This window comes from Mesorhizobium sp. C432A, assembly GCF_030323145.1.
In the GTDB taxonomy this organism is placed as follows: domain Bacteria; phylum Pseudomonadota; class Alphaproteobacteria; order Rhizobiales; family Rhizobiaceae; genus Mesorhizobium.
This window is the reverse complement of the sequence record NZ_CP100470.1, coordinates 2156643-2179253: the sequence shown is the minus strand read 5'-3', so window position 1 is coordinate 2179253 and position 22611 is coordinate 2156643. Positions and strand designations below refer to the sequence as shown.

The following is a 22611-nucleotide window of genomic DNA, read 5'->3' as shown; positions in this document are numbered from 1 at the left end:
GGGCGGCACGGTCTGCGACCGGCTTGCACCAGCCCCGCCGCCATGCATTGATTGCAGCCAGCCGCCTAAGCGCATCCTCGAGGAAATCCCCATGTCGCTGGAACTCTACGCCGCCTATGTCCTTGCCTGCATCGTCATCATCCTGGTGCCCGGTCCGACTGTGACGCTGATCATCGCCAACAGCATCCGCCATGGCTACCGCGCCGGCCTTGCCAATGTCGCCGGCACGCAGGCCGGGCTCGCCGTGATGATCGCCATTGTCGGCATCGGCCTCAACACGCTGATATCGGGCATGGGCCACTGGTTCGAATGGGTACGCCTGATCGGCGCCGCCTATCTGATCTGGATGGGGGTGCAGATGTTCCGTTCCAAGGGCGCGCTGAATGCCGACGGCACCGCGAGAAAGCCGCGCGGCGGCTTCTTCCTGCAGGGCCTGCTCGTGGCGCTGAGCAACCCCAAGACCCTGGTGTTCTTCGGCGCCTTCTTCCCGCAATTCATCGCCCCGCAGGGCAATTACACCCTGCAGATCGTCGTCATGGGCCTTACCGCCATGATCTTTGCCGCCGTCTCGGACTCGACCTACGCGCTCGCCGCCAGCCGCGCCGGCCGCCTGCTCTCGGCCAGCCGCATCAAGCTGATGTCCAGGATCAGCGGCAGTTTTTTGGTCGGCGGCGGCGTGTGGCTGGCGTTTTCAAAGGCGAAGTAACGGCGCCTTTTCCTTCTCCCCTTGTGGGAGAAGGTGGATCGGCGCGATAGCGCCGAGACGGTTGAGGGGTGTTCCAGCGGAGTGAGACGCTGGCGTTTCCTGGAACACCTCTCCGTCGCCTTCGGCGACACCGCCCGGGGGCGAGCCACTTGTCTCGCCCCGTCCCTTCGGAACCCACAATGGGGAGAAAGGAAAGACAGAGCTAAAGCCGAGCCAACCGCTCCACCAGCAGCGCGAAAAAGGCGTCATGGTCGATGTCGCGCATCACCATGGCGTTCTTCGGCCGCTTGGTCACGCCCCACCAGTCGATCACGGTCATGCCCATGGTGAGTTCGGAGGTGGTTTCGACGGTGACGTTGCAGTTGCGGCCCTTGAACAGCTCCGGCTTCAACAGATAGGCGATGACGCAGGGGTCGTGCAGCGGGCCGCCATCGGTGCCGTATTTCTCCTCGTCGAAGCGCTCGAAGAACTCCAGCATCTCGGCCGTCGCGGTGCCGACCCTGGTGCCGAGCTGGCGGATGGCCTGCGTGCGCTTGGCCGTGGTCAGCGCCTTGTGGGTGACGTCGAGCGGCATCATGACGATCGGAATGCCGGATTTGAACACCAGGTCGGCGGCTTGCGGATCGACATAGATGTTGAATTCTGCGGTCGGCGTGACATTGCCGCCTTCGAAGAAACCGCCGCCCATCAGTACGATTTCCTTGATGCGCGGCGCGATCTTCGGCTCACGGATCAGCGCCAGCGCGACATTGGTGAGCGGGCCGAGCGCGCACAGGGTGATCGTACCGGCCTCTTCCTTCATCAGGGTCTCGACGATGAAGTCGACCGCATACTGGCCCTGCAGCTTCATCTTCGGATCGGGCAGTTGCGGGCCGTTGAGGCCGGTCTTGCCATGCACTTCCTCGGCGGTGACCAGTTCGCGCGCCAACGGGCGGATGGCGCCTGCATAGACCTTGATATCGGGCCGTCCCGCCAGTTCGCAGATTTTCCTGGCGTTCTTTTCGGTCAATTTCAGCGGCACGTTGCCGGCAACAGCAGAGATGCCGACGATCTCCAGCTCGGCGCTGCCGAGCGCCAGCAATATGGCGACGGCATCGTCCTGGCCGGGATCCGTGTCGATGATGATCTTGCGGGTCTGGGGCATTTCATTTCCTTATGCGGGGGAGTCTTTTTGGCGGGGGTGTTCGGCGGCTTGAACTTGGCCGCGGCGCGGACCATATCAAGACCATCGGGAAAAATGCCATCCGGGTTTTTCCAGTTTATGTCGCTCCAAAGAGGACAGTGTAACATGAGCCGAATGACGCCCTTCTCCAGCCCGCTTCTCCTTGGTTTCGATGCCATGGAAAAGACCCTGGAACGACTGGCGAAATCCGGTGACAGCTATCCTCCCTACAACATCGAGCGCCTCAGCGGTGCCGACGGCAAGGCCGAAAGGCTGCGCATTACGCTGGCTGTCGCGGGTTTCGCCGAAAGCGATCTCGATGTCACCACGGAGGAAAACCAGTTGGTCGTGCGCGGCCGTCAAACCGACGACACCGAGCGCGAATTCCTCCATCGCGGCATCGCCGCGCGCCAATTCCAGCGCTGTTTCGTGCTGGCCGACGGCATGCGGGTGATCGCAGCGGAACTGAAGAACGGCCTTTTGTCGATCGATCTCGATCGGCCGGATACCGAACGGCTGGTACGGAAAATAAATATATCGGTGAAAGACTGATCTTTACCGATGGCTCTCATGCGGGATGGCCTTGAGCGGCGTCCTCGCGCCAAGGAGGCTTGAAATGACCAGAACTGACGAAACCATCACCATGACCAGCGGCGAATTCGCCCATCTCGGCGAAGGCTCGGTCGCTTATCTCCGGAAGGTCTCGAGCGACGAGCTGCTCGGGCGCTTCCCCAACCTCGGCGAAATAGCGCCTGGTATGGTCCTGTGGGCCCTGTTTGCCGCCAACGGCCAGCCGATCCTGCTTTCGGATGCGAAAGACCGGGCTTTGGCCGGCGCCATGGAAAACGACCTGACCACTGTCGCCATTCACTAAGGCGACTGCTGGCGGTTGAAATGGAGAGGGCCGCCTTCGGCGGCCCCTGGAAGACTTAATTCCAAAGAACTTCAGGCGGCGTGCGAGGCTTGCGTGTCCGACAGCAGAGCGTGGATGGCGACCGCGTCGCGCGTGCCCCTGATCTTGGCCACCGTGTCGGCGTCGCGCAAAACCCTGGCGATGCGCGACAGTGCCTTGAGGTGATCGGCGCCGGCGCCTTCCGGGGCCAGCAGCAAGAACACCAGATCGACCGGCTGGTCATCCAGGGCCTCGAAATCGACCGGCGTCTCCAGCCGGGCAAAGACGCCGGCGATGCGCTTCACCCCGGCGAGCTTGCCGTGCGGAATGGCGATGCCGTTGCCGACGCCGGTGGAGCCCAGCCGTTCGCGCTGCAGGATGGTGTCGAACACTTCGCGCTCCGGAATGCCGGAAATCGCCGCCGCTCTCTCGGACAGCAACTGCAAAAGCTGCTTTTTGGAGTTCGCCTTCAACGCCGGCAAGATCGCCGGAACGTTGAGAAGATCGCTCAGATCCATGTTTGAAATCCCTTATTCGCCTGCCGTCACCAGTCCTCGCCCCTCGCGCGGCTGGCTATCATCTCTGTGCGACCATTGTCGTCACCTGTGCGACCATTGTCGTTGTCGTCACGCCTGTGCGACTTTGGTCGTCCACGGGTCGATCCAGCCGATATTTCCGTCCGGCCGCCGATAGACGATGTTGAGGTGGTCGTTTCCGGCGTTGCGGAAGACGAAAACCGGGCTGTCCTTGGTGTCGAGTTCGATGACCGCCGACGCGACCGACATGGTCTGCAGCGTCATGGTTGATTCGGCGACGATGGCCGGGGCGTAGTCCTCCGGAATGTCCTCATCGTCATCAGTCAGCGGCGCCATCACCGTATAGGCGATGTCGGTGATTTCGCCATTTCCATTGCCTGAATTGTGCGATTTCAGACGGCGTTTGTAGCGCCGCAGCCTGGTTTCGAGGCGGTCCGCGGCCGCCTCGAAGGCAAGTGTCGGATCCTGGGAATCGCCGGTTGCCTGCAGCGAAGCGCCGGAATCCAGCCTGATCATGCAATCGGCCGAGTAACGCGACCCCGATTTGATGACCGTGACGTGCCCTGAAAAACCGCGATCGAAATATTTTCCAATCGCCTCGCCGACACGATCGGTAATGCGCGTACGCAACGCATCGCCGATATCCATGTGTTTACCCGATATGCGCAATTTCATCTGAAAACTGACCTTCCTTGCTCAGGCTTCAAACTGGCCAGAGTTTATACTCGTGATCCGTGCGCACAAGCTTTGCGGCGTCAACTCGCGCCGATTTTAGATCCGAACTTTCCGGTTGATCACAATCCGCCTTCTTGGCCGTCCCGTGGCCTTCATCGTGACGGACCATCCGCATGCGGGCCGCGAGCCCGTCTCATGCGGGCGGGCTTCTAGACACTTCATTGCAGCTTGTCAATTAATGCATGTCGCCCAGAAGTGCGCTGCGGTTCTGGGACAACGACATGCATCAAAACAAAGACTTAAAGCGCGTCGTATGAATCCGTTTCAGCGCGATGCGCTTTAAGGTCGGAAAGTTGTGGAATCCAGCCATAGCAAAAGCCTTGCCGGGCAAGCAGACCTAGCGCCCCGCGCTCGCCAGAGCACGCTTTTCACGCCGCCGCTGCACCGACGAGGGAATATTCATACCCTCCCGGTACTTGGCCACCGTGCGCCGGGCAATATCGACGCCGCTTTCCTTCAACATATCGACGATTGCGTCATCGGACAGCACATCGGCGGGCTTTTCCTCGTCGATCAGCTGCTTGATGCGGTCGCGCACCGCTTCCGAGGAATGCGCATCACCGCCGCCCGACGCCGCGATCGAAGCCGTGAAGAAATAACGCAGCTCGAACACGCCACGCGGCGTCAGCATGTATTTGTTGGCCGTCACCCGGCTGACGGTCGATTCATGCATGCCGATGGCATCGGCCACCGTGCGCAGGTTGAGCGGCCTGAGCTGACGCACGCCATGGACGAGAAAGGCGTCCTGCTGGCGCACGATTTCCGACGCCACTTTCAGGATCGTCTTTGCCCGCTGGTCGAGACTGCGCGTCAGCCAGTTGGCATTCTGCAGGCATTCGGCCAGGAAATCCTTCTCCGCCTGATTCTTCGCATGCGGCGAGACCTGGGCGAAATAGATGTGATCGACAAGCACGCGCGGCAGCGTCTCGGCATTGAGCTCGACCGTCCAGCTGCCGTCATTGGCGGCGCGGACTTCGACATCGGCGACGATGGCGTCGCTGGCGCCGCCCGAAAACGCCATGCCCGGGCGCGGGTCGAGCGCGCGGATTTCGGCCAGCATGTCGAGGAGATCCTCCTCGTCGACCCCGCAAAGCCGCTTCAGCGTCTGGAAATCCCGCCGCGCCAACAGTTCGAGGTTGCCGACCAGCGTCTTCATCGCCGGATCGAGACGATCGCGCATGGCAAGCTGCAGCGACAGGCATTCGGCAAGGTCGCGCGCAAACAGGCCGACCGGCTCGAATGTGTGGCAGGCTGCCAGCACATTGGCCACCATCGCCTGATCGGCGCCGAGCCGTTTGGCGATCTCGGCGGGATCGGCGCGCAGATAGCCGGCCTCGTCCAGGCCGTCGGCCAGTTCGGCTGCAATCAGCCTTGCGGCCGGATCGGCAAAGGCAAGCGCGATCTGCTCGCCAACATGCTGGCGCAGCGTGATCGCCGCAGCGGCCATGTCGCCGACGTCGAAGCCTTCGGACGAACCGGACGAACCATTGCCGGTGGCCGACTTCCACTGCGCCGTCAGGTCGGGACCGAGCCGCTCGCTGGTGCCGGGATCGTCGGGGAACAGATTTTCCAGCGAGCTGTCGAGCTTGTCGGAGATCGCTTCGGCGCTCCACGCCGTCTCGTTTTCGAACCAGTCGCCATCGGCGGCAGGCTCAGGAGCGGCATCGCCCTTCTGCACCTGGTCGCTTGCGGCGTCATCCTGGGGCTCGGCGCGCTCCAGCAGCGGATTGCGCTCGATCTCGTCGTCGATGAAGTGGTCGAGCTCGACATGGGTGAGCTGCAACAGCCTGATCGACTGCATCAGCTGCGGCGTCATCACCAGCGACTGGGATTGTCGTAGCTGTAGTTTCGCCGCCAACGCCATGGTTCGGTTTCAAACGCCCTTCTGCACCCGGAAGCCTACACATCAGAAGCTGCCGGAAAATGAATTTTCCGACCTTCCATAGAAACTGGCCCGGCTTTTGCTTGTCAAGGCGAACGATGGCAAAAGGCCCCTACGGAAGCATTATCTCACGCAAAACCGGAGAAAAAGCCCGGCGGGGCGGCAAAAATCACGTCAGGAAACAAATTTCACGCTCAGAGCGTGAAACCTTCGCCGAGGTAGAGCCGGCGCACATCGGGGTTCGCCACCACCTCGTCGGCACGGCCATGCGTCAGCACCTGGCCGGCATGGATGATGTAGGCGCGGTCGATGAGGCCGAGCGTTTCGCGCACATTGTGGTCGGTAATCAGCACGCCGATGCCGCGCGCCGTCAGATGACGAACCAGCTGCTGGATGTCGGCGACGGCAATCGGGTCGATGCCGGCGAACGGCTCGTCGAGCAGCATGTAGGCCGGGCGCGTCGCCAAAGCTCGGGCGATCTCAAGACGCCGCCGCTCGCCACCCGACAGCGACATGGACGGCGACTTCCGCAGATGGCTGATGTGAAATTCCTCGAGCAGTTCGTCGAGGTTGCGCTCGCGCACCTTGCGGTCCTTCTCAACCACTTCGAGCACGGCGCGGATGTTCTGCTCGACATTCAGGCCGCGGAAGATCGAGGCTTCCTGCGGCAGATAGCCGATGCCGAGGCGGGCGCGGCGGTACATCGGCATCGAGGTGACGTCGAAACCGTCGATCTCGATCGTGCCCTCATCGACCGGCACCAGGCCGGTGACCATGTAGAAACAGGTGGTCTTGCCGGCGCCGTTCGGCCCGAGCAGCCCGACAGCCTCGCCGGCGCGCACGCCGATGGTGACACCGCTGACCACCTTGCGGCCCTTGTAGCTCTTGGTCAGACCCTTGGCGATCAGGGTGCCCTTGAACTTCGCGGAATCGACGGTGACTGTGGCCGGTGCAGCAAGTTTACTGGCCGCCCGTCCCGGAAGGCGGGTCAGCAGCGAAGATACGCCAGTCATTCGGGCTTCGGGGCCTCGGATTTCGGTGGCGGCGTCATCGACATGATGACGCGCCCGCCGCAGCCATCGACCTGAGCCAGGCCGCTTTTCATCTGCACGGTGAGCTTGCAGCCCTTGAGGACGTTGGGTCCTTGGGACAAGACGACCTCCTTGCCCGACAGAACAAGCACCTGCGTCTTCATGTCGAACGTGGCGTTGTCGCCGGTCGCGATCTGGTCATTCGACTTGATGTAGACTTTGTTCTTGACCACCAGATGGTCGATATTGGCCGAACCGGTCATAGCCGAAGCGCCGGCGGCAGCACCTTTGGCGGCGTTGGGGTCCTTGACGTAGTAGACCTCCATGCTGCCGGCCTTGAGCAGCGTTGGCCCTTGCGTGACGGTGACGTTGCCGCTGAACAGCGCCATGCTGTCGGCCTGGCGGACCTCAAGTTTGTCGCTCTCGATCTGGATCGGCTGGTCGCCCGACAGTTTGAGCCCGGATTGGCTGCTGGCGCTGGACTGAGCCCAGGACGGCGCCATACCCAGCAACAGCAAGGCCGAGGCTGCGGCGACAAGCCGTGCCGAATTACTGGGACGCATTCGTTTCTCCGCTCTTTGCCTCTGCCGCCTTCATAGTGGCCGGATCGATGTGAACGCTTACCTTGTTCTCGAAAACGATGACCTTGCCATTGTCTTCGACCGACATTGAACCCGCGGTGATCCGCGAGCCGTTACGGCTGACATCGACCGCATCACCTGTCTTCATAGAGCCTTTGCCCATATCGAGGAAGACCGATTTGAAGATGGCAGCGACGCCGTCGGTGGTGGTGACGGTAACGTTGCTGGTCATGTCCATCGTGTTGGCGTTTCTGTTGTAGATGCCGCGCTTGGCGTCGACGGTCGCCACATTGTCGGCCGTCAGCGGCAATTTGGCATGGATGCCTTCGAGTTCGATGATGTCCTGCTTGCCGACATCCTGGATGGCGCGCAAGGCCGTCAGCGAATAGGGCAGCTTGTCCTTGGTGAAGCCGTTGAGCTTCGGATTGGCCATCACCAGCTTGCCATCCGCGAAAGCGGTGCCGTCTGCCTGTATCGAAATGTTGATCGGCGCCGCCAGATAGGAATAGACCGGAAACGCAACCGCGATCCCGGCGGCAAGCACCGGCACGGCGAACTTAAGCACGCGCACGCGGCGCGAGTGGCGCTGGGCGCGGTCGAAGGCGTCGCCGCGCGTGCCCGCTGGCGCCGTGGGCGCCAAGGCCGCATCGGCATTGGTCGGTTCGTTCGATCGCGCAAGCATGACTGACTTCTAATAAACCCTTGTCCGCCAAAACACCTGCTATAGGTGGGTTGCCGGCCCCCGCAAGCAAGCACAAGCGGAGGAAAACCGCAAAAATGTGACGGCCGCTGTTTTACAGACGGAACTCAGGCGACACAATTTCCTCACTTCATAGCAGAAACGAACGCGCCGCGTCATTTTTTCCTGAAATGCCTCCGTCGTGAAGGTCGCTTCGTCGCACGCTCTTGAGGAAGAGGTAGCCGGGCGCGGACGCTTGCTTTAAAAGCATCGCTTCCCACCGACTGTGAGGCAGACCATGGCACTGAGAGCCGACGACCTGATCGACCGCCGCCGCTTGCGGCGCAAGCTGACCTTCTGGCGCGGCGCCGCCATTGCCATCGTGGCCCTTGGGGTGATTGCGCTTGCAAGCTGGTTCTATGGGGGCGACCTCGGCGGTTCTTCCGTCGACCACATCGCCAAGGTCAGGATCGAAGGCACCATCACCGAGGACGAGGAACTGATCAAGCGGCTGGAAACCATCCGCACATCCTCGCAGGTCAAGGGCGTCATCCTGGCGATCGATTCGCCCGGCGGCACCACGGTCGGCGGCGAATCGATCTACGAGGAGGTGCGCAAGCTTGCCGCCGACAAGCCGGTGGTGGCCGAGGTCGGCACGCTGGCCGCATCGGCCGGCTACATGATCGCCAGTGCCAGCGACCATATCGTTGCCCGCAAGACGTCGATCGTCGGCTCGATCGGTGTGCTCATCCAGTATCCCGATGTCAGCGGTCTGATGGACAAGGTCGGCATCAAGCTCGAGGAAGTGAAATCCTCGCCGCTGAAGGCATCGCCCTCGCCCTTCAAGCCGACCAATGAAGACGAGCGAGCCATGGTCCGCAAGCTCATCCTCGACAGCTATGACTGGTTCGTCGGCATCGTCGCCGAGCGCCGCAAAATGACCCGCGATCAGGCACTGGCCCTTGCCGACGGCTCGATCTTCACCGGCCGCCAGGGCCTTGCCAACGGTCTGATCGACGCTGTCGGCGGCGAGAGCGTGGCGATCGACTGGCTGGCGACCAAGGGTGTCGACGCCAAGCTCAAGGTGGTGGAATGGAAGGACACCGAGCGGCGTGGCGGCTTCCTGTTCTCGAAAGCAATAGCGCGCAGCGTCGGCAGCGCGCTCGGCATGTCGGAGGCCGGCAGCGACGTGCTTCACGAAATTGGCGCGGATCGCTTGTTTCTTGACGGTCTCGTTTCCGTCTGGCACCCTTGATCTGCCGGTTGGGGCGAGTAAAAAAGCAAATAAAATCATCCTGATAATTTGACCGCAGCGCTTTCACGGGGACCTTTCTGATGATCAAATCCGAGCTTGTGCAGATCATTGCCACGCGCAACCCGCATCTTTTCCTGCGCGACGTCGAAAACATCGTGGGAGCGATCTTCGACGAGATCACCGATGCCCTGGCGGAAGGCAATCGGGTCGAGTTGCGTGGCTTCGGCGCTTTTTCGGTGAAAAATCGCCCTGCCCGCACCGGCCGCAACCCGCGCACCGGCGAATCCGTCGAGGTCGAGGAGAAGTGGGTGCCGTTCTTCAAGACCGGCAAGGAATTGCGTGAAAGGCTGAATGGCGGCAAGTAGGCGCGGACCAACGCGCCGGCGTTATCAAGGCCTGCCTTCTCCAGGGAATTTCTATGTTGAACCGCTTCATACTTATCGTAGTCTTCGTGCCGCTCGCCGTCATCCTGATTGCGCTGGCCGTCACCAACCGCGAGCTGGTCGCCTTCACGCTCGACCCGTTCAACCCCGGCAATCCGAAACTGACGCTGACCTTGCCGCTGTTCATCTTCCTGTTCGTGGCGCTCGCCATCGGCATGGTCGTCGGCAGCCTGGCGACCTGGGTCAAGCAGGGCCGCTACCGCAAGCTGGCGCGCCAGCGCGGCGTCGAGGCCGAGAATTTGCGCCAGGCGGTCAGCCGGGTACCCGCCGCACCGCAAGGCTCGGGCCAGGGGCCGGCGCTGCCGAAGCCAACGGCCTGAAGCCGGCGCTTTTATCTTCGCGGAGTTTTGCATGCTGACCATTTCGGCCGACGCTGTCGACCAGGCGCTGACCTTTCCCGGGCTGGTCGAGACATTGCGCGCGGCCTTCCGCGAGGGTGCTGTGCAACCCGTCCGCCATCATCACGGGGTCGAGCGGCCCGACGGTGCCACATCCACGCTGCTTTTGATGCCGGCGTGGACCGACTTCCATGCGGCCGGCACGTCGGTCGGGGGTCATATCGGCGTCAAGATCGTCACCGTATCGCCCGACAACAACGCCATCGGCAAACCGGCGGTAATGGGGCTCTACCTCCTGCTCAACGGCGCCACCGGCGAGCCCGAAGCGCTGATCGACGGCCAACGGCTGACACAGTGGCGCACCGCTTGCGCCTCGGCGGTGGCGGCCTCCTATCTCGCCCGCGAGGACGCATCGCGGCTTCTGGTGGTCGGCGCCGGCGCGCTGTCGCCGTTCCTCGCCAAGGCGCACTCCGCGGTGCGGCCGATCAAGACCATCCGCATCTGGAACCGCACGCCCGCCAATGCCGAAAAGGTCGCGGCTGATTTGCGCGCGGACGGTTTCAGCGCCGAGGCCGCAAGCGATCTCGACGCCGAACTCGCCGAGGCCGACATCGTCTCATCGGCGACGATCACGACGACGCCGCTGGTCAAGGGTGCGCTGCTCAAGCCGGGCGCGCATGTCGATCTGGTCGGCGGCTTCACGCCGACCATGCGCGAAAGCGACGACGACGCGATCGCGCGCGCCAGCGTCTATGTCGACACCCGCGCCGGCGCCACCAAGGAAGCCGGCGACATCGTCCAGCCGCTCGCCTCCGGCGTGCTGAAGCCGGAAGCCATCGTCGCCGATCTGCATGAGCTGGCGCGCGGGGAAAAACAGGGCCGGCAGAGCCCCACTGAGGTCACGCTGTTCAAGTCGGTCGGCGCCGCGCTTGAGGACCTTGCCGCCGGCATTGCCGTCTACAACGCGCTCAAGCAGTAGCGTCTGCGCCGGTTCTGCGATCGAACTTCCTGATCGCTTCCGCGCTGACCGGGGTGAAGAAGTTCACCAGATTGCCATCGGGATCGCGCAGCAGCAGCGACCGGTTACCCCATGGCATCGTCGTCGGCGTCTGTACGAAATCGCCGATAATTTTCGCCAGCCTGCTGTACTCAGCATCAACATCGGCGACGCGAAACTCGATGACCGCTGAGCGATTGGCGGCCGGCTGCGCCACGTCAGTTCCGAACAGGGCCAGCGTGCGGGTGCTGCCGATCGCCAGTGTGCAGGACGGCGTTGCCAGTTCGGCGAAATCGTCTGTGAACCAGGTTGCGGTAAGCCCGGTGATCGTCTCGTAGAATGCCACCAAGGGCTTGATCTGGTCGGTAATGATGCGGATCGAGACGAAGTCCATCTTATTCTCCTGGGGCAAGCGCGTCGCTATCTGAAGACAATCGCTTGTCGCACAAGGCTGCTGATAACTTGGTGTCAGCAGCCTTGTCACGCTGCCTTGCCGATCCGGCGGCTGGATGCTTCAGCCTGCCTTCATGGCCTTTGCGCCCATCGCCTCGGCGATCAGCGCGAAATCATGCGCGGTAATTTCGAACAGGCCAAAGCGCAGTTGATAACCCCAGTTCGATTTGCCCGCGGTGAAGTCGAGCTGCTCGAGCAGCGGCTTGATCGGCGCTTCCTCGGCCTTTGCCCATTCGACATCCCTGCGGAACGGCGTGAAGCCACCGCCCATGTCGCCCTGGTAAGGCTCGCCTTCGCGCACCGTGCCGATTGCCGTGAAGGCCTGCAGGCCGTCTTTCTCTCGCAGAATTGTGGTCGGCGAGTAGTAGACCACACCGTCGCCGGGCTTGATGCGGCGCAAAGGTGCCGCCTTGCCGTGGTTGACCTGCATGAAGCCGGCCTCGCGGCCGCGCCGGACATGTTCGGCGGAAGCGACCGCGATCCAGTGCGCACTCATTTCTGTTCTCCATTGGCCTGTTCCCCATTGGCCTGTTCTCCGTCGTTCAGCCAGTAGACGCGCAGCCGGTGCTTGTCGGGATCGAGCGCAACGAAGGTGCGGCCGAAGTCCATGTCGGTCGGCGTCTGCAGAATGGTCAAGCCGCGTCCTGCCCAGTCCGTGTAGGCGGCGTCCACCGCATCAGGCCGGTCCAACGCGAAGACGAGCTCCGCACCGCCGCCCGCGGCCGCGGCCGACGGCTCCACCGTGTGGCGCGACCACAGGCCGAGCTTGAAGCCATTGTCGAGCACGAACAGCACGAAGGTCGGCGACGTCTCCACCGGCTGGCGTCCCAGCAGCGCACCGTAGAAGGCGCCGCTCCGCTCCGGGCTGTCGACATAAAGGATGACGAAATTGGGGGTGTTCATGTCTGCTCTCCAGGGTTTCGATTGGAGGAGCATAGGTGACCCCACTGTCAGATTCTGGCAGCAGAGTCTTGTGGGCGCGTGGAAAGGAGCATTAAGCGCCAGGCTGGCGCTTCGGTGCGTCCAGCGTCGCGCGCCATTCCTTCAGCAGCGCCTGCCGACGACGCGGATAGCGGTATCCGTGGTGTTGAGCCCCGACATCCGGTCGGAGCGAAAATGTCTGAAATCCTGCCGCGTCTCGCACCAGGCCACCACCACCCGCACCTTGTCGAAAAAGCCGAGCGCGAATGGCCAGATCAAGCGCTCGGAGGCGGCGCCGCCGGCGTCGCGGTAAAGAAAGCCGAGTTTTCTCTCGTTGCGGATCGCCTGGCGCACCAGGCCAAGGTCGATGCTTTCGACAGCATCGCCGTGCGGCCCGACCAAAAGCGCGGTCGCATCGAGGTCCTCGCGCAGATCATCCGGCAGCACAGCGGCGATCTTGGCCAGCGCGTCGGTGGCGGCGGCCGACAGCCGCTTGTCCGGTTGTCTGGCAACCCAACGCGATCCCAGAACGATGGCCTCGATCTCCTCGTCGGTGAACATCAGTGGCGGCAGCATGAAGCCGGGTTTCAGCACATAGCCCAGCCCAGCCTCGCCCTCGATCGGCGCGCCTTGCCCCTGCAGCGTGGCAATGTCGCGGTAGAGCGTTCGGATCGAAACGTCCATCTCGCCGGCAAGCGTGCGACCGCTCACCGGCCGGCGATGCCGGCGCAGGATCTGGATCAGGTCGAGCAGGCGTTCGGAACGGGACATGATTCGAGATTTGCCTGTTTCCTCAGCGAGGTCCACCACCTCAGACATTCGCACGCTGGACCATTTTGTTTGCGCAGCCGGTGACCCTATGCCAAAAGCGGCCTGCCGCCTCCGGAGACGCTCCTGCTTGAAGTCCTTTCGCGACAAACGCCGCGACAACCGTCCGCCCGCAAAAGGCAGGACCGAACATGCGCGGCCGCAGCCGGAGACCGTACCAATCCGACCCGAAGCCAGACAGCAACGCCACGAAACAAAACCGGACGACCGGTCTGATCCGAAGCCCGCCCCCCGTATCCTGGCGCGTCGCGAAGGCATCCTGCCCACTGAGCGCCTGCCGGTGATCCTCGAAGTGGCGCCCAATCAGGATTATGCACTGCTCGACAGCGGTGCCGGCGAGAAGCTCGAACAATACGGCCCCTACCGCATCGTGCGGCCCGAGGGACAGGCGATCTGGCAAAAGGCCTTGCCCGCCAGGGACTGGGACCGAGCCGACGCCATCTTCACCGGCGACACCGACGAGGAAGGCATCGGCCGCTGGCGGTTCCCGAAGGTACCGCTGGGCGAGACCTGGCCGATGAAGCATGACGGCATCGACTATCTCGGCCGCTTCACCTCGTTTCGCCATGTCGGCGTCTTCCCCGAGCAGGCTTCGCACTGGGACCATATGGCCAGCCTGATCGCGGCGGCCAACCGCCCGGTCAAGGTGCTGAACCTGTTCGGCTATACCGGGCTCGCGTCTCTCGTAGCCGCCCGCGCCGGTGCCGAGGTCACCCATGTCGATGCCTCCAAGAAGGCGGTCGGCTGGGCGCGCGAAAACCAGGAAATGGCCGGTCTCGGCAGCAAGCCGATCCGCTGGATCGTCGACGATGCTGTGAAATTCGCCGAGCGCGAAGAGCGCCGCGGCAGCCGCTACGACATCATCCTGTTCGACCCGCCCGCCTATGGCCGCGGCCCCAAGGGCGAGGTCTGGCAGTTGTTCGAGGACCTGCCCGGCCTGACCGATCTTTGCCGCGCGATCCTGACGCCGAAACCGCTCACCGTGGTGCTGACCGCCTATTCCATCCGCGCCTCCTTCTTCGCCATCCATGCCTTGATGCGCGACACCTTTGCCGGCATGGGCGGCACCGTTGAATCAGGCGAACTGATCATCCGCGAGCAATCCGCCGGCCGGGCGCTGTCGACATCGCTGTTTTCGCGCTGGGTGGCCTGAAATGCCGTGGGGATTTGAATGAACGAACGGCACATCGGCGCGCCGGGGCAAGTCAAGGAAGTCACCAGCCTTGCCAATCCGCTGATCAAGGACATCAAGGCGCTCGCCCAGAAGAAATTCCGCGACCAGCAGAACGCCTTCATGGCCGAAGGGCTGAAGCTGGTCATCGACGCCCTCGACCTCGGCTGGTCGATCAGGACGCTGGTCTTCGCCAAGGCGGGACGCGGCAATGCGGCGGTCGAAAAGGTGGCGGCGCGCACGGTCGCAGCCGGCGGCACGGTGCTGGAAGTGTCCGAAAAAGTGCTGGTCGCCATCACCCGCCGCGACAATCCGCAAATGGTGGTCGGCGTCTTCCGGCAGAAACTGCTGCCGTTAAGAGACATCCGCACTCACGACGGCGATGTCTGGGTGGCGCTCGACCGGGTGCGCGATCCCGGCAATCTCGGCACCGTCATCCGCACCGTCGATGCCGTCGGCGCCAAGGGCGTCATCCTGGTCGGCGAAACCACCGATCCGTTTTCGGTCGAAACCGTGCGCGCCACCATGGGCTCGATCTTCGCCGTGCCGGTGACCAAGGCGACGGCGGAAGCATTTCTGGCTTGGCGAAACAGCTTCTCGGGCCTGGTGGTCGGCACCCATCTGAAGGGTGCGGTCGACTACCGCTCGGTCGATTTCTCCCGAGGACCGGTGCTCTTGATGATGGGCAATGAGCAGCAGGGCCTGCCCGACAATCTGGCGGAAAGCTGCGACCGGCTGCTGCGGATTCCGCAGGCCGGCCGCGCCGATTCACTCAATTTGGCGGTCGCCACCGGAATCATGCTGTTCGAGATCCGCCGCGGCGCGCTGAAACTTGCCCCCGAGGACGCCACATCGTGAAATCATGGTCTCCCTATGCGCTGCTGGTGATGGTGGCAATCGCGCTCGACCAGTGGATAAAGCATCTGATCGAGACCGGCCTCGTCTTCCAGGAAAAGCTCGACCTGGTGCCATTCCTGGCGCTGTTTCGCACCTACAATACCGGCATCGCCTTCTCGATGTTCTCGTCCTTCGGCGACACCGGCCTGGTCGTCATCGCGGTCGTGGTCGTTGCCTTCGTGCTTTATCTGGCGACGCGCACGCCCTCCGGCCATGTGCTGGCCCGCATCGGCTTTGCCCTGATCATCGGCGGCGCGATCGGCAATCTGATCGACCGCGCCGTCTACGGCCACGTCATCGACTATATATTATTCCACACGCCGGTATGGTCCTTCGCCGTCTTCAACCTTGCCGATGCCTTCATTTCGGTCGGCGCGGCGCTGGTCGTCTTCGACGAGTTCATCGGCTGGCGGCGCGAGGCCAAGCCGCAAGGCCCAGAAGCCTGACGGCCCGACTCTTTTGACCAATTGACCTCGCCGGACGGTCGCCGCACAGTTCGGCCAGAGCCAGCCAATGCCGACCGCCAGCCTTTGCGAAGCCGAGGAGAAGAGATGCCTGAAACCTTCAAAGCCATCCTCGTTTCGCGCGACGCCGAAAAGAAGCAATCGGTCGAGATCGTCGATTTCAGCGAAGCCGATCTGATGGAAGGCGACGTAACTGTCGCGGTCGAGGCGACGACGGTCAACTACAAGGACGGGCTGGCCATCACTGGGAAAGCGCCAGTGATCCGCCGCTGGCCGCTGGTGCCGGGCATCGATTTCGCCGGAACCGTCCTCTCCTCATCGCATGCCGACTGGCGCAAGGGCGACAAGGTCATCCTCAATGGCTGGGGCGTCGGCGAGACGCATTTCGGCGCCTATGCCGGGCGCGCGCGCGTCAACGGCGACTGGCTGGTGCCGTTGCCCGACGGCATCAGCGCGCACGATGCGATGGCGGTCGGCACCGCCGGCTATACGGCCATGCTCAGCGTCATGGCGCTGGAGCGGCACGGCATCCTGCCGGATCGCGGCCCGGTGGTGGTGACGGGTGCAGCCGGCGGCGTTGGGTCGGTCGCGGTCTCGATCCTGTCCAGCCTTGGCTATCACGTCATCGCCTCGACCGGCCGCAACGCCGAAAGCTCCTATCTGATCGACCTCGGTGCCGCCGAAGTGATTTCGCGCGAGGAACTCTCCCAGCCGGCCAAGCCGCTGGCCAAGGAGCGCTGGGCCGGCGGCATCGATGCCGTCGGCAGCCACACGCTGGCCAATGTGCTGTCGATGACCGCCTATGGCGGCGCGGTCGCCGCCTGCGGCCTGGCGAGTGGCATGGATCTGCCGTCGAGCGTCGCCCCGTTCATCCTGCGCGGCGTCTCGCTGCTCGGCATCGATTCAGTGATGGCGCCAAAGGCTGTGCGGCTGGAAGCCTGGCGCCGCATCGGCAGCGATCTTGATCTCAAGAAGCTCGCCGGCCTGTCGACGACCATCGGCTTCGACGGCATCATCACCGCCGCCCATGACATCGTCGAGGGCAAGATCAGGGGCCGCGTGGTTGTCGATATGTGAGGCTCCCGAAGCATGATCCCGAAAGGGAATCAGGTTTCGGAAAAGATCAGGCGATGCGGAAAACCGCCAAAAATGCATGACCGCTAAAATTCGAACGATCCGCCGCGCTTTTCCATAATCTCTATCTGGCAAGGAGTTCCGCATGATCGCGGAGTCCGCCAGGAAAGAGAAGAGCCGCGCCGAAAGCATCGACGGGCCGAACCCGGCGACGCCCAAGCGGCAGCATGTTGCCGCGCCGCCGCTGGCGCCGGATTTGCCGCGCCCCACGTCCGAGGGCCTGCCGTTCCTGACGGTGGTCGCCAGTGTCGTGCTGGCGGGCCTCTCCCACCTCACCGGTGCGCCGATCTTCATCACCCTCGGCCTGCTGGCGACAGGCGTTGCCGGCGTCGCCATGCACCTGCGCAACCGCCGCACCGTCCACCGCGCGACGGCCTTGCTCGACGAAACCGCCGCGCGCAGCCGCGCCGAGATCGAGACGCTGGCCGACCGCATGTGGGAGATGCAGGAGAGCGAGGAGCGTTTTCGCGGGCTGATCGATGCGCTCGGCGATCTCGTCGTCCACCGCGACCGCGACGGCCACATCGTCTATGCCAACATGGTTTTCGCCGGCCTCGTCGGAACCGATCAGCGCGACCTTGCCGGCAGGACTCTGGCCGACCTCGGCATCGATGTCGGTATCGTTCCCGACGCCGCCTTTTCGGATCACGAATGCCTGAGTTCCACCGACGTCTCCATCCGCACGCCGAACGGTCCGCGCTGGTTCTCGTGGATCGAACTGTCGGTGCGCGACAAGGATAGCGGCGCCGTCTCGCACCGGGCGATTGCCCGTGACATCACCGCCCGCAAGCGCGCCGAATCCTCGTTGATCACCGCGCGCGAGCGCGCCGAATATGCCAGCCAGGCCAAGTCGCGCTTCCTCGCCACCGTCAGCCATGAGATCCGCACGCCGATGAACGGCATCATGGGCATGGCCAAGCTACTGGCCGACACCAATCTGTCGCCCGAGCAGCGCACCTATGTCGGCGCCGTCTCGACCTCGGCCAGCGCGCTTTTGGCGCTCATCGAAGACCTGCTCGACTATTCCAAGATCGAGGCCGGCCGCTTCGACCCGGAACCGCAGCCGACATCGTTGCGTGAAATTGCCGACAACATCATCGAACTGATGGCGGCGAAAGCCTTCGCCAAGAACATCGGCCTCGGCTGTCATGTCGAGCCCGACGTGCCACAGATGATCATGGCCGATCCGGGAAGAGTCAGGCAGGTGCTGCTCAACCTGATCGGCAATGCGATCAAGTTCACCGACACCGGCGGCGTGCTGGTTTCGGTTGCACGGGCCCGCACCGAGACCAGCGACCGCATCTGCTTCACCGTCGCCGACACCGGCCCTGGCCTGCGCGAAGAGGATATGGAGCGCATCTTCGAGGAGTTCGAACAGTCCGACGGCACCTCGACCCGCACCCATGGCGGCGCCGGCCTCGGTCTGGCCATATCGAGGCGCCTGGTCGCCGCCATGGGCGGTGCCATTTCGGTGTCGAGCCGGCTTGGCGAGGGATCGGAATTCGTCTTCGAGATCCCGGCCGCAGGAGCAACCGAAGCACCGCAGAACCGGCAGAACATCCTGGCCGGCCGGCGCGCCGTGATCGTGTCGAAGAACGCCGTCGAGGCGGACGCCATCGCCCGCACCATCCGCGCCCATGGCGGCGCCGTCGACGTCGCCGCAACCGCTTCCCAGGCGACGCCCTTCGCCGAACATTGCGATGTGCTGTTGATCGACGCGGCCCTGGAGGACGGCGACGGCAGACTGCTCAAGCGCCTGCGCCAGAGTGGCTTTGCCGATTGCGAGGCGATCACGCTGATCGCGCCGACCGACCGCGGCATGCTTGGCGAATTCCGCACCAACGGCTACGCCACCTTCCTGGCGAGGCCGGTGCGCGGCGAAACCCTGCTGCGCGTGCTGCTGACCAGTCATGCCCCTGCCTTGCCGCCGCCCAAGCCGGAAAAGACCGGCGCGTCCTCGCTTCGTGCCCATGGCGGGCGCCAGCAAGGTTTGTCGGTGCTGATCGCCGAAGACAACGACATCAACGCCATGCTTGCCCGCGCCACGCTTTTGAAGGCGGGACACCGCGTGAAAGTGGTCGGCAATGGCAAGGCCGCGGTCGAGGCGGTGACCGAAGCCGGGCTGAAAAATCGCTTCGATGTGGTGCTGATGGATTTGCACATGCCGGTTATGGACGGGCTGGACGCGATCGCCGCCATCCGCCGCCACGAGGAGGAAATGGCTGTGCCGCCGGTTCCGATCATGGTGCTTTCGGCCGACAGCCAGGAAAAGACCCGCCACACCGTGCTCGCCCATGGCGCCAGCGGCTTTGTCACCAAGCCGCTCGATCCCGACGCGCTGGTCCATGCCGTCGAGGGCCAGGTGGCCGCCTGAATTCATGTCGCTCAAAAGTGGCCCCGGTTTTGAGAAGACGACATGCACAAAACAAAGACTTGAAGCGCGTCGCGTGAATCGTCCCAGCGCGACGCGCTTCAAGGCGACGCTGGCGCAATCCTCGCGTCACGTAGGTAGCCGAATGAGGGTTTTCGCCAGCCGACGAAGTATTGCCCGTCGCGCCGTATCACGGTACTGTCACAATCCTGTTGCACCTACACCGTATCCCCGTGCCAAGAGGGATGGCTCGAAGGAGAATCACTCGTGCATACAGTTATGCCGGAATGTGACACTCGGCCCAGCGCAGGCGGCGCTTTGCTCGCCGCGCGGAACGCCGATGCCGTCGCAACAGGCGCACCGCTGGGCCGTATCGGCAATCTCGAAGTGCGGCTTGCCCGCAATGAGGCCGAAATCGCCGCCGCCCAGGAAGTGCGCTACCGGGTGTTTTATGACGAGCTTGGCGCCAGGAAGGACCTGTTCCAGGCGCAGGACCGCCGCGACGCCGACCGCTTCGACCCGCTGTGCGACCATCTCCTCGTGCTGGACACTTCGATCTCCGGCCCCGAGCATCGCCGCATCGTCGGCACTTACCGCCTGCTGCGGCAAGAGATTGCCGCGACCGCCGGCGGCTTCTATTCCGAAGGCGAGTTCGAACTGACCAAGCTGATCGCCCGCCATCCTGGCCAGCGCTTCCTTGAGCTCGGCCGCTCCTGCGTGCTGCCGGAATACCGCTCGAAGCGCACCATCGAGGCGCTGTGGCAAGGCATCTGGGCCTACATCAACCACTATGAGATCGGCGTGATGACCGGTTGTGCCTCGTTCCCTGGCACGGTGCCGGCTGCGCATGCCGAGGCGCTCACCTACCTTGCCCATCACTGCCGGACCAACTCCGCCTGGGATGTGCGGGCGGTCTCCGGGCGCTATTGCTCGATGGACCTGATGCCGATCGAGGCGGTCAACGCCAAGGCGGCGATTGCGGCCATGCCGCCGTTGGTCAAGGGCTATCTGCGCGTCGGCGCCCGCATCGGCGACGGCTGCGTCATCGACCGTGAGTTCTCCACCGTCGATGTGTTCGTGGTGATGCCGGTCAAGGAAATCGGCGCCCGCTACGTCAACTATTATGGCGGGGAAGCGCAGCGCTTTGCGGCGTGAGGCAGTAGGCAGTAGGCAGTAGGCAGTAGTGAAGGCTGCCGCGAATTGCTGACTATTCCCTATTCCCTATTCCCTATTCCCTATTCCCTATTCCCTATTCCCTATTCCCTATTCCCTATTCCCTCTCCCTACGGAATATCCTCCGGTCGCCGTCCCGGGCGGCTCTTGTAGGACGGAAAGGTCCAGCCGAATTTCAGCGCGCCGCCGCGCACCAGGAAAGCCGCGACGAAGCCGGCAATATCCGAGGCGAGCGGCGGCAGGCCGGCAAGATCGCCAAGTGTGTAGAGGCCGGCGCCCGCGAGTGCGGCGGTGACGTAGATTTCGGGCCTGAGCAGCACCGATGGCTCGCCGGCCAGCAGATCGCGCAGGATGCCGCCAAATGTGGCGGTCAACACGCCCATAACAACGGAGACGACCGGCGAGCCGGTGATGGCCAGCCCCTTGGCCGCGCCCATTACGGAAAAGGCCGCCAATCCGATGGCGTCGAGCCAGAGCAGCCATTTCCAGCGGGATTCGACGCGGTGGGCGATGAAGAAGACCAGCACCGCAACCGCCGCGCAAACCAGCACATAGCCGGAGTTGGCGACCCAAAAGACGGGCAGGTTGAGGATGACGTCGCGAAGCGTGCCGCCGCCAATGCCGGTGACGCTGGCCAGAAACAGGAAGCCGATGATGTCGAGCTGCTTGCGCGAAGCCGCCAACGCCCCGGTCGCGGCAAAGACGGCGACGCCAGCATAGTCGAGGAGGTCGATGGGTGTCAGGGACATGAGGTAGTAGGGATTGGGAATTAGGGAAAGAATGAATAACACGAAGCCGCGCGATTGATACGCCTGCCTATTCCCTATTCCCTATTCCCTATTCCCTATTCCCTATCCTACTCACGCATCCTTCTCGGCCTGCTCGTTCACCGGCCCCGGCTCGACCGGCGCTTCGGTGGCCGCGATCTTGGGGCCGCCCTTGGCGACCCCGACCATGGCCGGCCGCAGCACGCGCTCGCCGATCGAATAGCCCGGCTGCACGACCTGGACGACTGTGTTGGCCGGCACATCGGGATTGGGCACTTCGAACATTGCCTGGTGGAAATTCGGGTCGAACTTCTCACCTTCCGGTTCGAGCTTCTTCACCCCATGCCGTTCCAGCGTCGACAGCATGGCGCGCTCGGTGATCTCGACGCCGTCGATCAGCGCCTTGAAGCCGGCATCTCCGGCCGCTTTCGCCTCGGCGGGGATAGCATCGAGTGCGCGGCGCAGATTGTCCGACACCGACAGCATGTCGCGGGCGAAATTGGCCACCGCATAGGCGCGCGCATCATGCACGTCGCGGGCGGTGCGGCGGCGCAGATTCTCCATCTCGGCCGCGACCCGCAGCGCGCGGTCCTTCAGCTCCTCGTTTTCCTTCAGCAGCCGCACCAGCGCTTCATAGTCGCCGTCGATGCCGCCTTGCGTGCGCTCGGCCTCGGCCGTTTCGATATCCTCGGGCGCGCGTTCGTCTTTTGTCTGGTCGCTCATCGCCATTTCCCGTCGTTCGAATGGTTTGGATTTGCGCCCGATATCGAGGTTTGGCGGCCAAAAATCAAGGGGTAAGCCCAGGAGGACGCCCAACAGCAGGCAATGTTGCGGGCTGCCCGTCGGACTTGGTGCGGGACGCAAAGACGTTCAAAATTAATTCAAACTTTACCGTAACGGCAGCCTTTGCTTGCCAATACCCCGCTATGGGGAACCATTCAAAGCTTGGAGGAGTTTTGACACCGACACAGGATTTGAGACAATGGACCGCAATACTGGCAACAGAAGCGAAGAGCTCGCCGCCGACATCAGGCGCCAGTTCGGCACCGAGGCGACGACGCGCTTCTTGCGCACCTTGCCGGCCTTCCGCACCGAGGCCGACATTCCCGCCCGTTTCCGGGACCTGCTCGATCGGCTGGACGGCATAGAAGCCAGCATGGCCGGCGGCCAACGCCGTCAATAGCGATGCTATCGC

The 22611-nt window shown here is 63.4% G+C and carries 26 protein-coding genes and 1 pseudogene; 14 read left to right on the top strand and 13 right to left on the bottom strand.

The features are described 5' to 3' along the window. Positions 1 to 91: 91 nt before the first annotated feature. On the top strand, positions 92 to 706 hold the full coding sequence (locus NLY33_RS10460; protein ID WP_023704199.1) for a LysE family translocator: 615 nt from the start codon (positions 92 to 94) through the stop codon (positions 704 to 706). A gap of 202 nt (positions 707 to 908) precedes the next feature. Here NLY33_RS10460 and NLY33_RS10455 read toward each other — a convergent pair whose 3' ends face one another. Further along, a complete protein-coding gene (locus NLY33_RS10455) occupies positions 909 to 1850 on the bottom strand; it encodes a nucleoside hydrolase (RefSeq protein WP_023698210.1) in 942 nt (313 codons plus the stop codon). 144 nt (positions 1851 to 1994) lie between these two features. Between NLY33_RS10455 and NLY33_RS10450 the strand changes: the two genes are divergently transcribed. Both NLY33_RS10450 and NLY33_RS10445 read left to right on the top strand, forming a co-directional pair. Continuing rightward, entirely contained in the window at positions 1995 to 2420 is a 426-nt protein-coding gene (locus NLY33_RS10450) for an Hsp20 family protein (protein ID WP_023669741.1), read from the top strand. Positions 2421 to 2484: 64 nt separating this feature from the next. Beyond that, the gene (locus NLY33_RS10445) at positions 2485 to 2742 is read left to right on the top strand and encodes a BQ00720 family protein (protein WP_023683072.1); all 258 of its coding nucleotides are present in this window, start codon (positions 2485 to 2487) and stop codon (positions 2740 to 2742) included. A gap of 71 nt (positions 2743 to 2813) precedes the next feature. On the opposite strand, the gene ptsN is transcribed toward NLY33_RS10445, so the two are convergent. The 6 genes from ptsN to lptC all read right to left on the bottom strand — a co-directional run bounded on the left by ptsN (position 2814) and on the right by lptC (position 8207). Next, a complete protein-coding gene (gene ptsN, locus NLY33_RS10440; protein WP_023669743.1) occupies positions 2814 to 3278 on the bottom strand; it encodes a PTS IIA-like nitrogen regulatory protein PtsN in 465 nt (154 codons plus the stop codon). 108 nt (positions 3279 to 3386) lie between these two features. Beyond that, entirely contained in the window at positions 3387 to 3971 is a 585-nt protein-coding gene (gene hpf, locus NLY33_RS10435; protein WP_023704200.1) for a ribosome hibernation-promoting factor, HPF/YfiA family, read from the bottom strand. A gap of 397 nt (positions 3972 to 4368) precedes the next feature. Further along, the gene (rpoN, locus tag NLY33_RS10430) at positions 4369 to 5895 is read right to left on the bottom strand and encodes an RNA polymerase factor sigma-54 (protein ID WP_023707572.1); all 1527 of its coding nucleotides are present in this window, start codon (positions 5893 to 5895) and stop codon (positions 4369 to 4371) included. A 212-nt stretch (positions 5896 to 6107) separates the two neighbouring features. Then, entirely contained in the window at positions 6108 to 6926 is an 819-nt protein-coding gene (gene lptB, locus NLY33_RS10425; protein ID WP_023700100.1) for an LPS export ABC transporter ATP-binding protein, read from the bottom strand. Further along, the gene (locus tag NLY33_RS10420; RefSeq protein WP_023683069.1) at positions 6923 to 7507 is read right to left on the bottom strand and encodes an LptA/OstA family protein; all 585 of its coding nucleotides are present in this window, start codon (positions 7505 to 7507) and stop codon (positions 6923 to 6925) included. Before NLY33_RS10420 ends, lptB begins: the two co-directional genes overlap by 4 nt. Further along, the gene (lptC, locus tag NLY33_RS10415) at positions 7494 to 8207 is read right to left on the bottom strand and encodes an LPS export ABC transporter periplasmic protein LptC (protein WP_023704202.1); all 714 of its coding nucleotides are present in this window, start codon (positions 8205 to 8207) and stop codon (positions 7494 to 7496) included. Before lptC ends, NLY33_RS10420 begins: the two co-directional genes overlap by 14 nt. A gap of 295 nt (positions 8208 to 8502) precedes the next feature. Here lptC and sppA point away from each other — a divergent pair, with 295 nt between their 5' ends. The 4 genes from sppA (at position 8503) to lhpI (ending at position 11219) form a co-directional block, all read left to right on the top strand. Beyond that, positions 8503 to 9459, top strand: a complete 957-nt coding sequence (gene sppA / locus NLY33_RS10410; protein ID WP_023704203.1) for a signal peptide peptidase SppA — start codon at positions 8503 to 8505, stop codon at positions 9457 to 9459. Positions 9460 to 9539: 80 nt separating this feature from the next. Further along, positions 9540 to 9824, top strand: a complete 285-nt coding sequence (locus NLY33_RS10405; protein ID WP_006200394.1) for an integration host factor subunit beta — start codon at positions 9540 to 9542, stop codon at positions 9822 to 9824. Positions 9825 to 9877: 53 nt separating this feature from the next. Continuing rightward, the gene (locus NLY33_RS10400; protein ID WP_023704204.1) at positions 9878 to 10222 is read left to right on the top strand and encodes a lipopolysaccharide assembly protein LapA domain-containing protein; all 345 of its coding nucleotides are present in this window, start codon (positions 9878 to 9880) and stop codon (positions 10220 to 10222) included. A 31-nt stretch (positions 10223 to 10253) separates the two neighbouring features. Continuing rightward, positions 10254 to 11219, top strand: coding sequence for a bifunctional Delta(1)-pyrroline-2-carboxylate/Delta(1)-piperideine-2-carboxylate reductase (gene lhpI, locus NLY33_RS10395; RefSeq protein WP_023704205.1), 966 nt, complete (start codon positions 10254 to 10256; stop codon positions 11217 to 11219). On the opposite strand, the gene NLY33_RS10390 is transcribed toward lhpI, so the two are convergent. The 4 genes and pseudogenes from NLY33_RS10390 to NLY33_RS10375 all read right to left on the bottom strand — a co-directional run bounded on the left by NLY33_RS10390 (position 11209) and on the right by NLY33_RS10375 (position 13382). Next, positions 11209 to 11631 carry a VOC family protein gene (locus NLY33_RS10390; protein ID WP_023704206.1) on the bottom strand — a complete coding sequence of 141 codons (423 nt, stop codon included), beginning with the start codon at positions 11629 to 11631 and terminating at the stop codon, positions 11209 to 11211. The genes lhpI and NLY33_RS10390 overlap by 11 nt on opposite strands. Before the next feature lie 120 nt (positions 11632 to 11751). Beyond that, positions 11752 to 12186 carry an EVE domain-containing protein gene (locus NLY33_RS10385; RefSeq protein ID WP_023704207.1) on the bottom strand — a complete coding sequence of 145 codons (435 nt, stop codon included), beginning with the start codon at positions 12184 to 12186 and terminating at the stop codon, positions 11752 to 11754. Beyond that, positions 12183 to 12593: a VOC family protein gene (locus NLY33_RS10380; RefSeq protein ID WP_023698200.1), complete on the bottom strand. Its 411-nt coding sequence runs from the start codon at positions 12591 to 12593 to the stop codon at positions 12183 to 12185. The genes NLY33_RS10385 and NLY33_RS10380 overlap by 4 nt, the downstream gene beginning before the upstream one ends. 91 nt (positions 12594 to 12684) lie before the next feature. Then, positions 12685 to 13382, bottom strand: a pseudogene (locus NLY33_RS10375) (helix-turn-helix transcriptional regulator). A 127-nt stretch (positions 13383 to 13509) separates the two neighbouring features. Between NLY33_RS10375 and NLY33_RS10370 the strand changes: the two are divergent. From NLY33_RS10370 to olsB, 6 genes are all read left to right on the top strand, one after another. Further along, entirely contained in the window at positions 13510 to 14592 is a 1083-nt protein-coding gene (locus tag NLY33_RS10370) for an RsmD family RNA methyltransferase (RefSeq protein WP_023704208.1), read from the top strand. An 18-nt stretch (positions 14593 to 14610) separates the two neighbouring features. Further along, complete coding sequence (locus tag NLY33_RS10365; protein WP_023704209.1) at positions 14611 to 15468, top strand: TrmH family RNA methyltransferase; 858 nt, start codon at positions 14611 to 14613, stop codon at positions 15466 to 15468. Beyond that, positions 15465 to 15953, top strand: a complete 489-nt coding sequence (gene lspA / locus NLY33_RS10360; protein WP_023683060.1) for a signal peptidase II — start codon at positions 15465 to 15467, stop codon at positions 15951 to 15953. The genes NLY33_RS10365 and lspA overlap by 4 nt, the downstream gene beginning before the upstream one ends. A 105-nt stretch (positions 15954 to 16058) precedes the next feature. Next, complete coding sequence (acuI, locus tag NLY33_RS10355) at positions 16059 to 17048, top strand: acrylyl-CoA reductase (NADPH) (RefSeq protein WP_023704210.1); 990 nt, start codon at positions 16059 to 16061, stop codon at positions 17046 to 17048. Positions 17049 to 17190: 142 nt separating this feature from the next. Then, on the top strand, positions 17191 to 19479 hold the full coding sequence (locus NLY33_RS10350; protein ID WP_023698195.1) for a response regulator: 2289 nt from the start codon (positions 17191 to 17193) through the stop codon (positions 19477 to 19479). 276 nt (positions 19480 to 19755) lie between these two features. After that, on the top strand, positions 19756 to 20631 hold the full coding sequence (gene olsB / locus NLY33_RS10345; protein WP_023683057.1) for a l-ornithine N(alpha)-acyltransferase: 876 nt from the start codon (positions 19756 to 19758) through the stop codon (positions 20629 to 20631). 128 nt (positions 20632 to 20759) lie between these two features. On the opposite strand, the gene NLY33_RS10340 is transcribed toward olsB, so the two are convergent. Then, positions 20760 to 21392: a trimeric intracellular cation channel family protein gene (locus NLY33_RS10340; RefSeq protein WP_023683056.1), complete on the bottom strand. Its 633-nt coding sequence runs from the start codon at positions 21390 to 21392 to the stop codon at positions 20760 to 20762. Positions 21393 to 21509: 117 nt separating this feature from the next. Beyond that, positions 21510 to 22139, bottom strand: a complete 630-nt coding sequence (gene grpE / locus NLY33_RS10335; RefSeq protein WP_023691975.1) for a nucleotide exchange factor GrpE — start codon at positions 22137 to 22139, stop codon at positions 21510 to 21512. 259 nt (positions 22140 to 22398) lie between these two features. On the opposite strand from grpE, the gene NLY33_RS10330 reads away from it, so the two are divergent. Continuing rightward, entirely contained in the window at positions 22399 to 22599 is a 201-nt protein-coding gene (locus tag NLY33_RS10330; RefSeq protein WP_023669766.1) for a hypothetical protein, read from the top strand. The last annotated feature ends 12 nt before the right edge of the window (positions 22600 to 22611 follow it).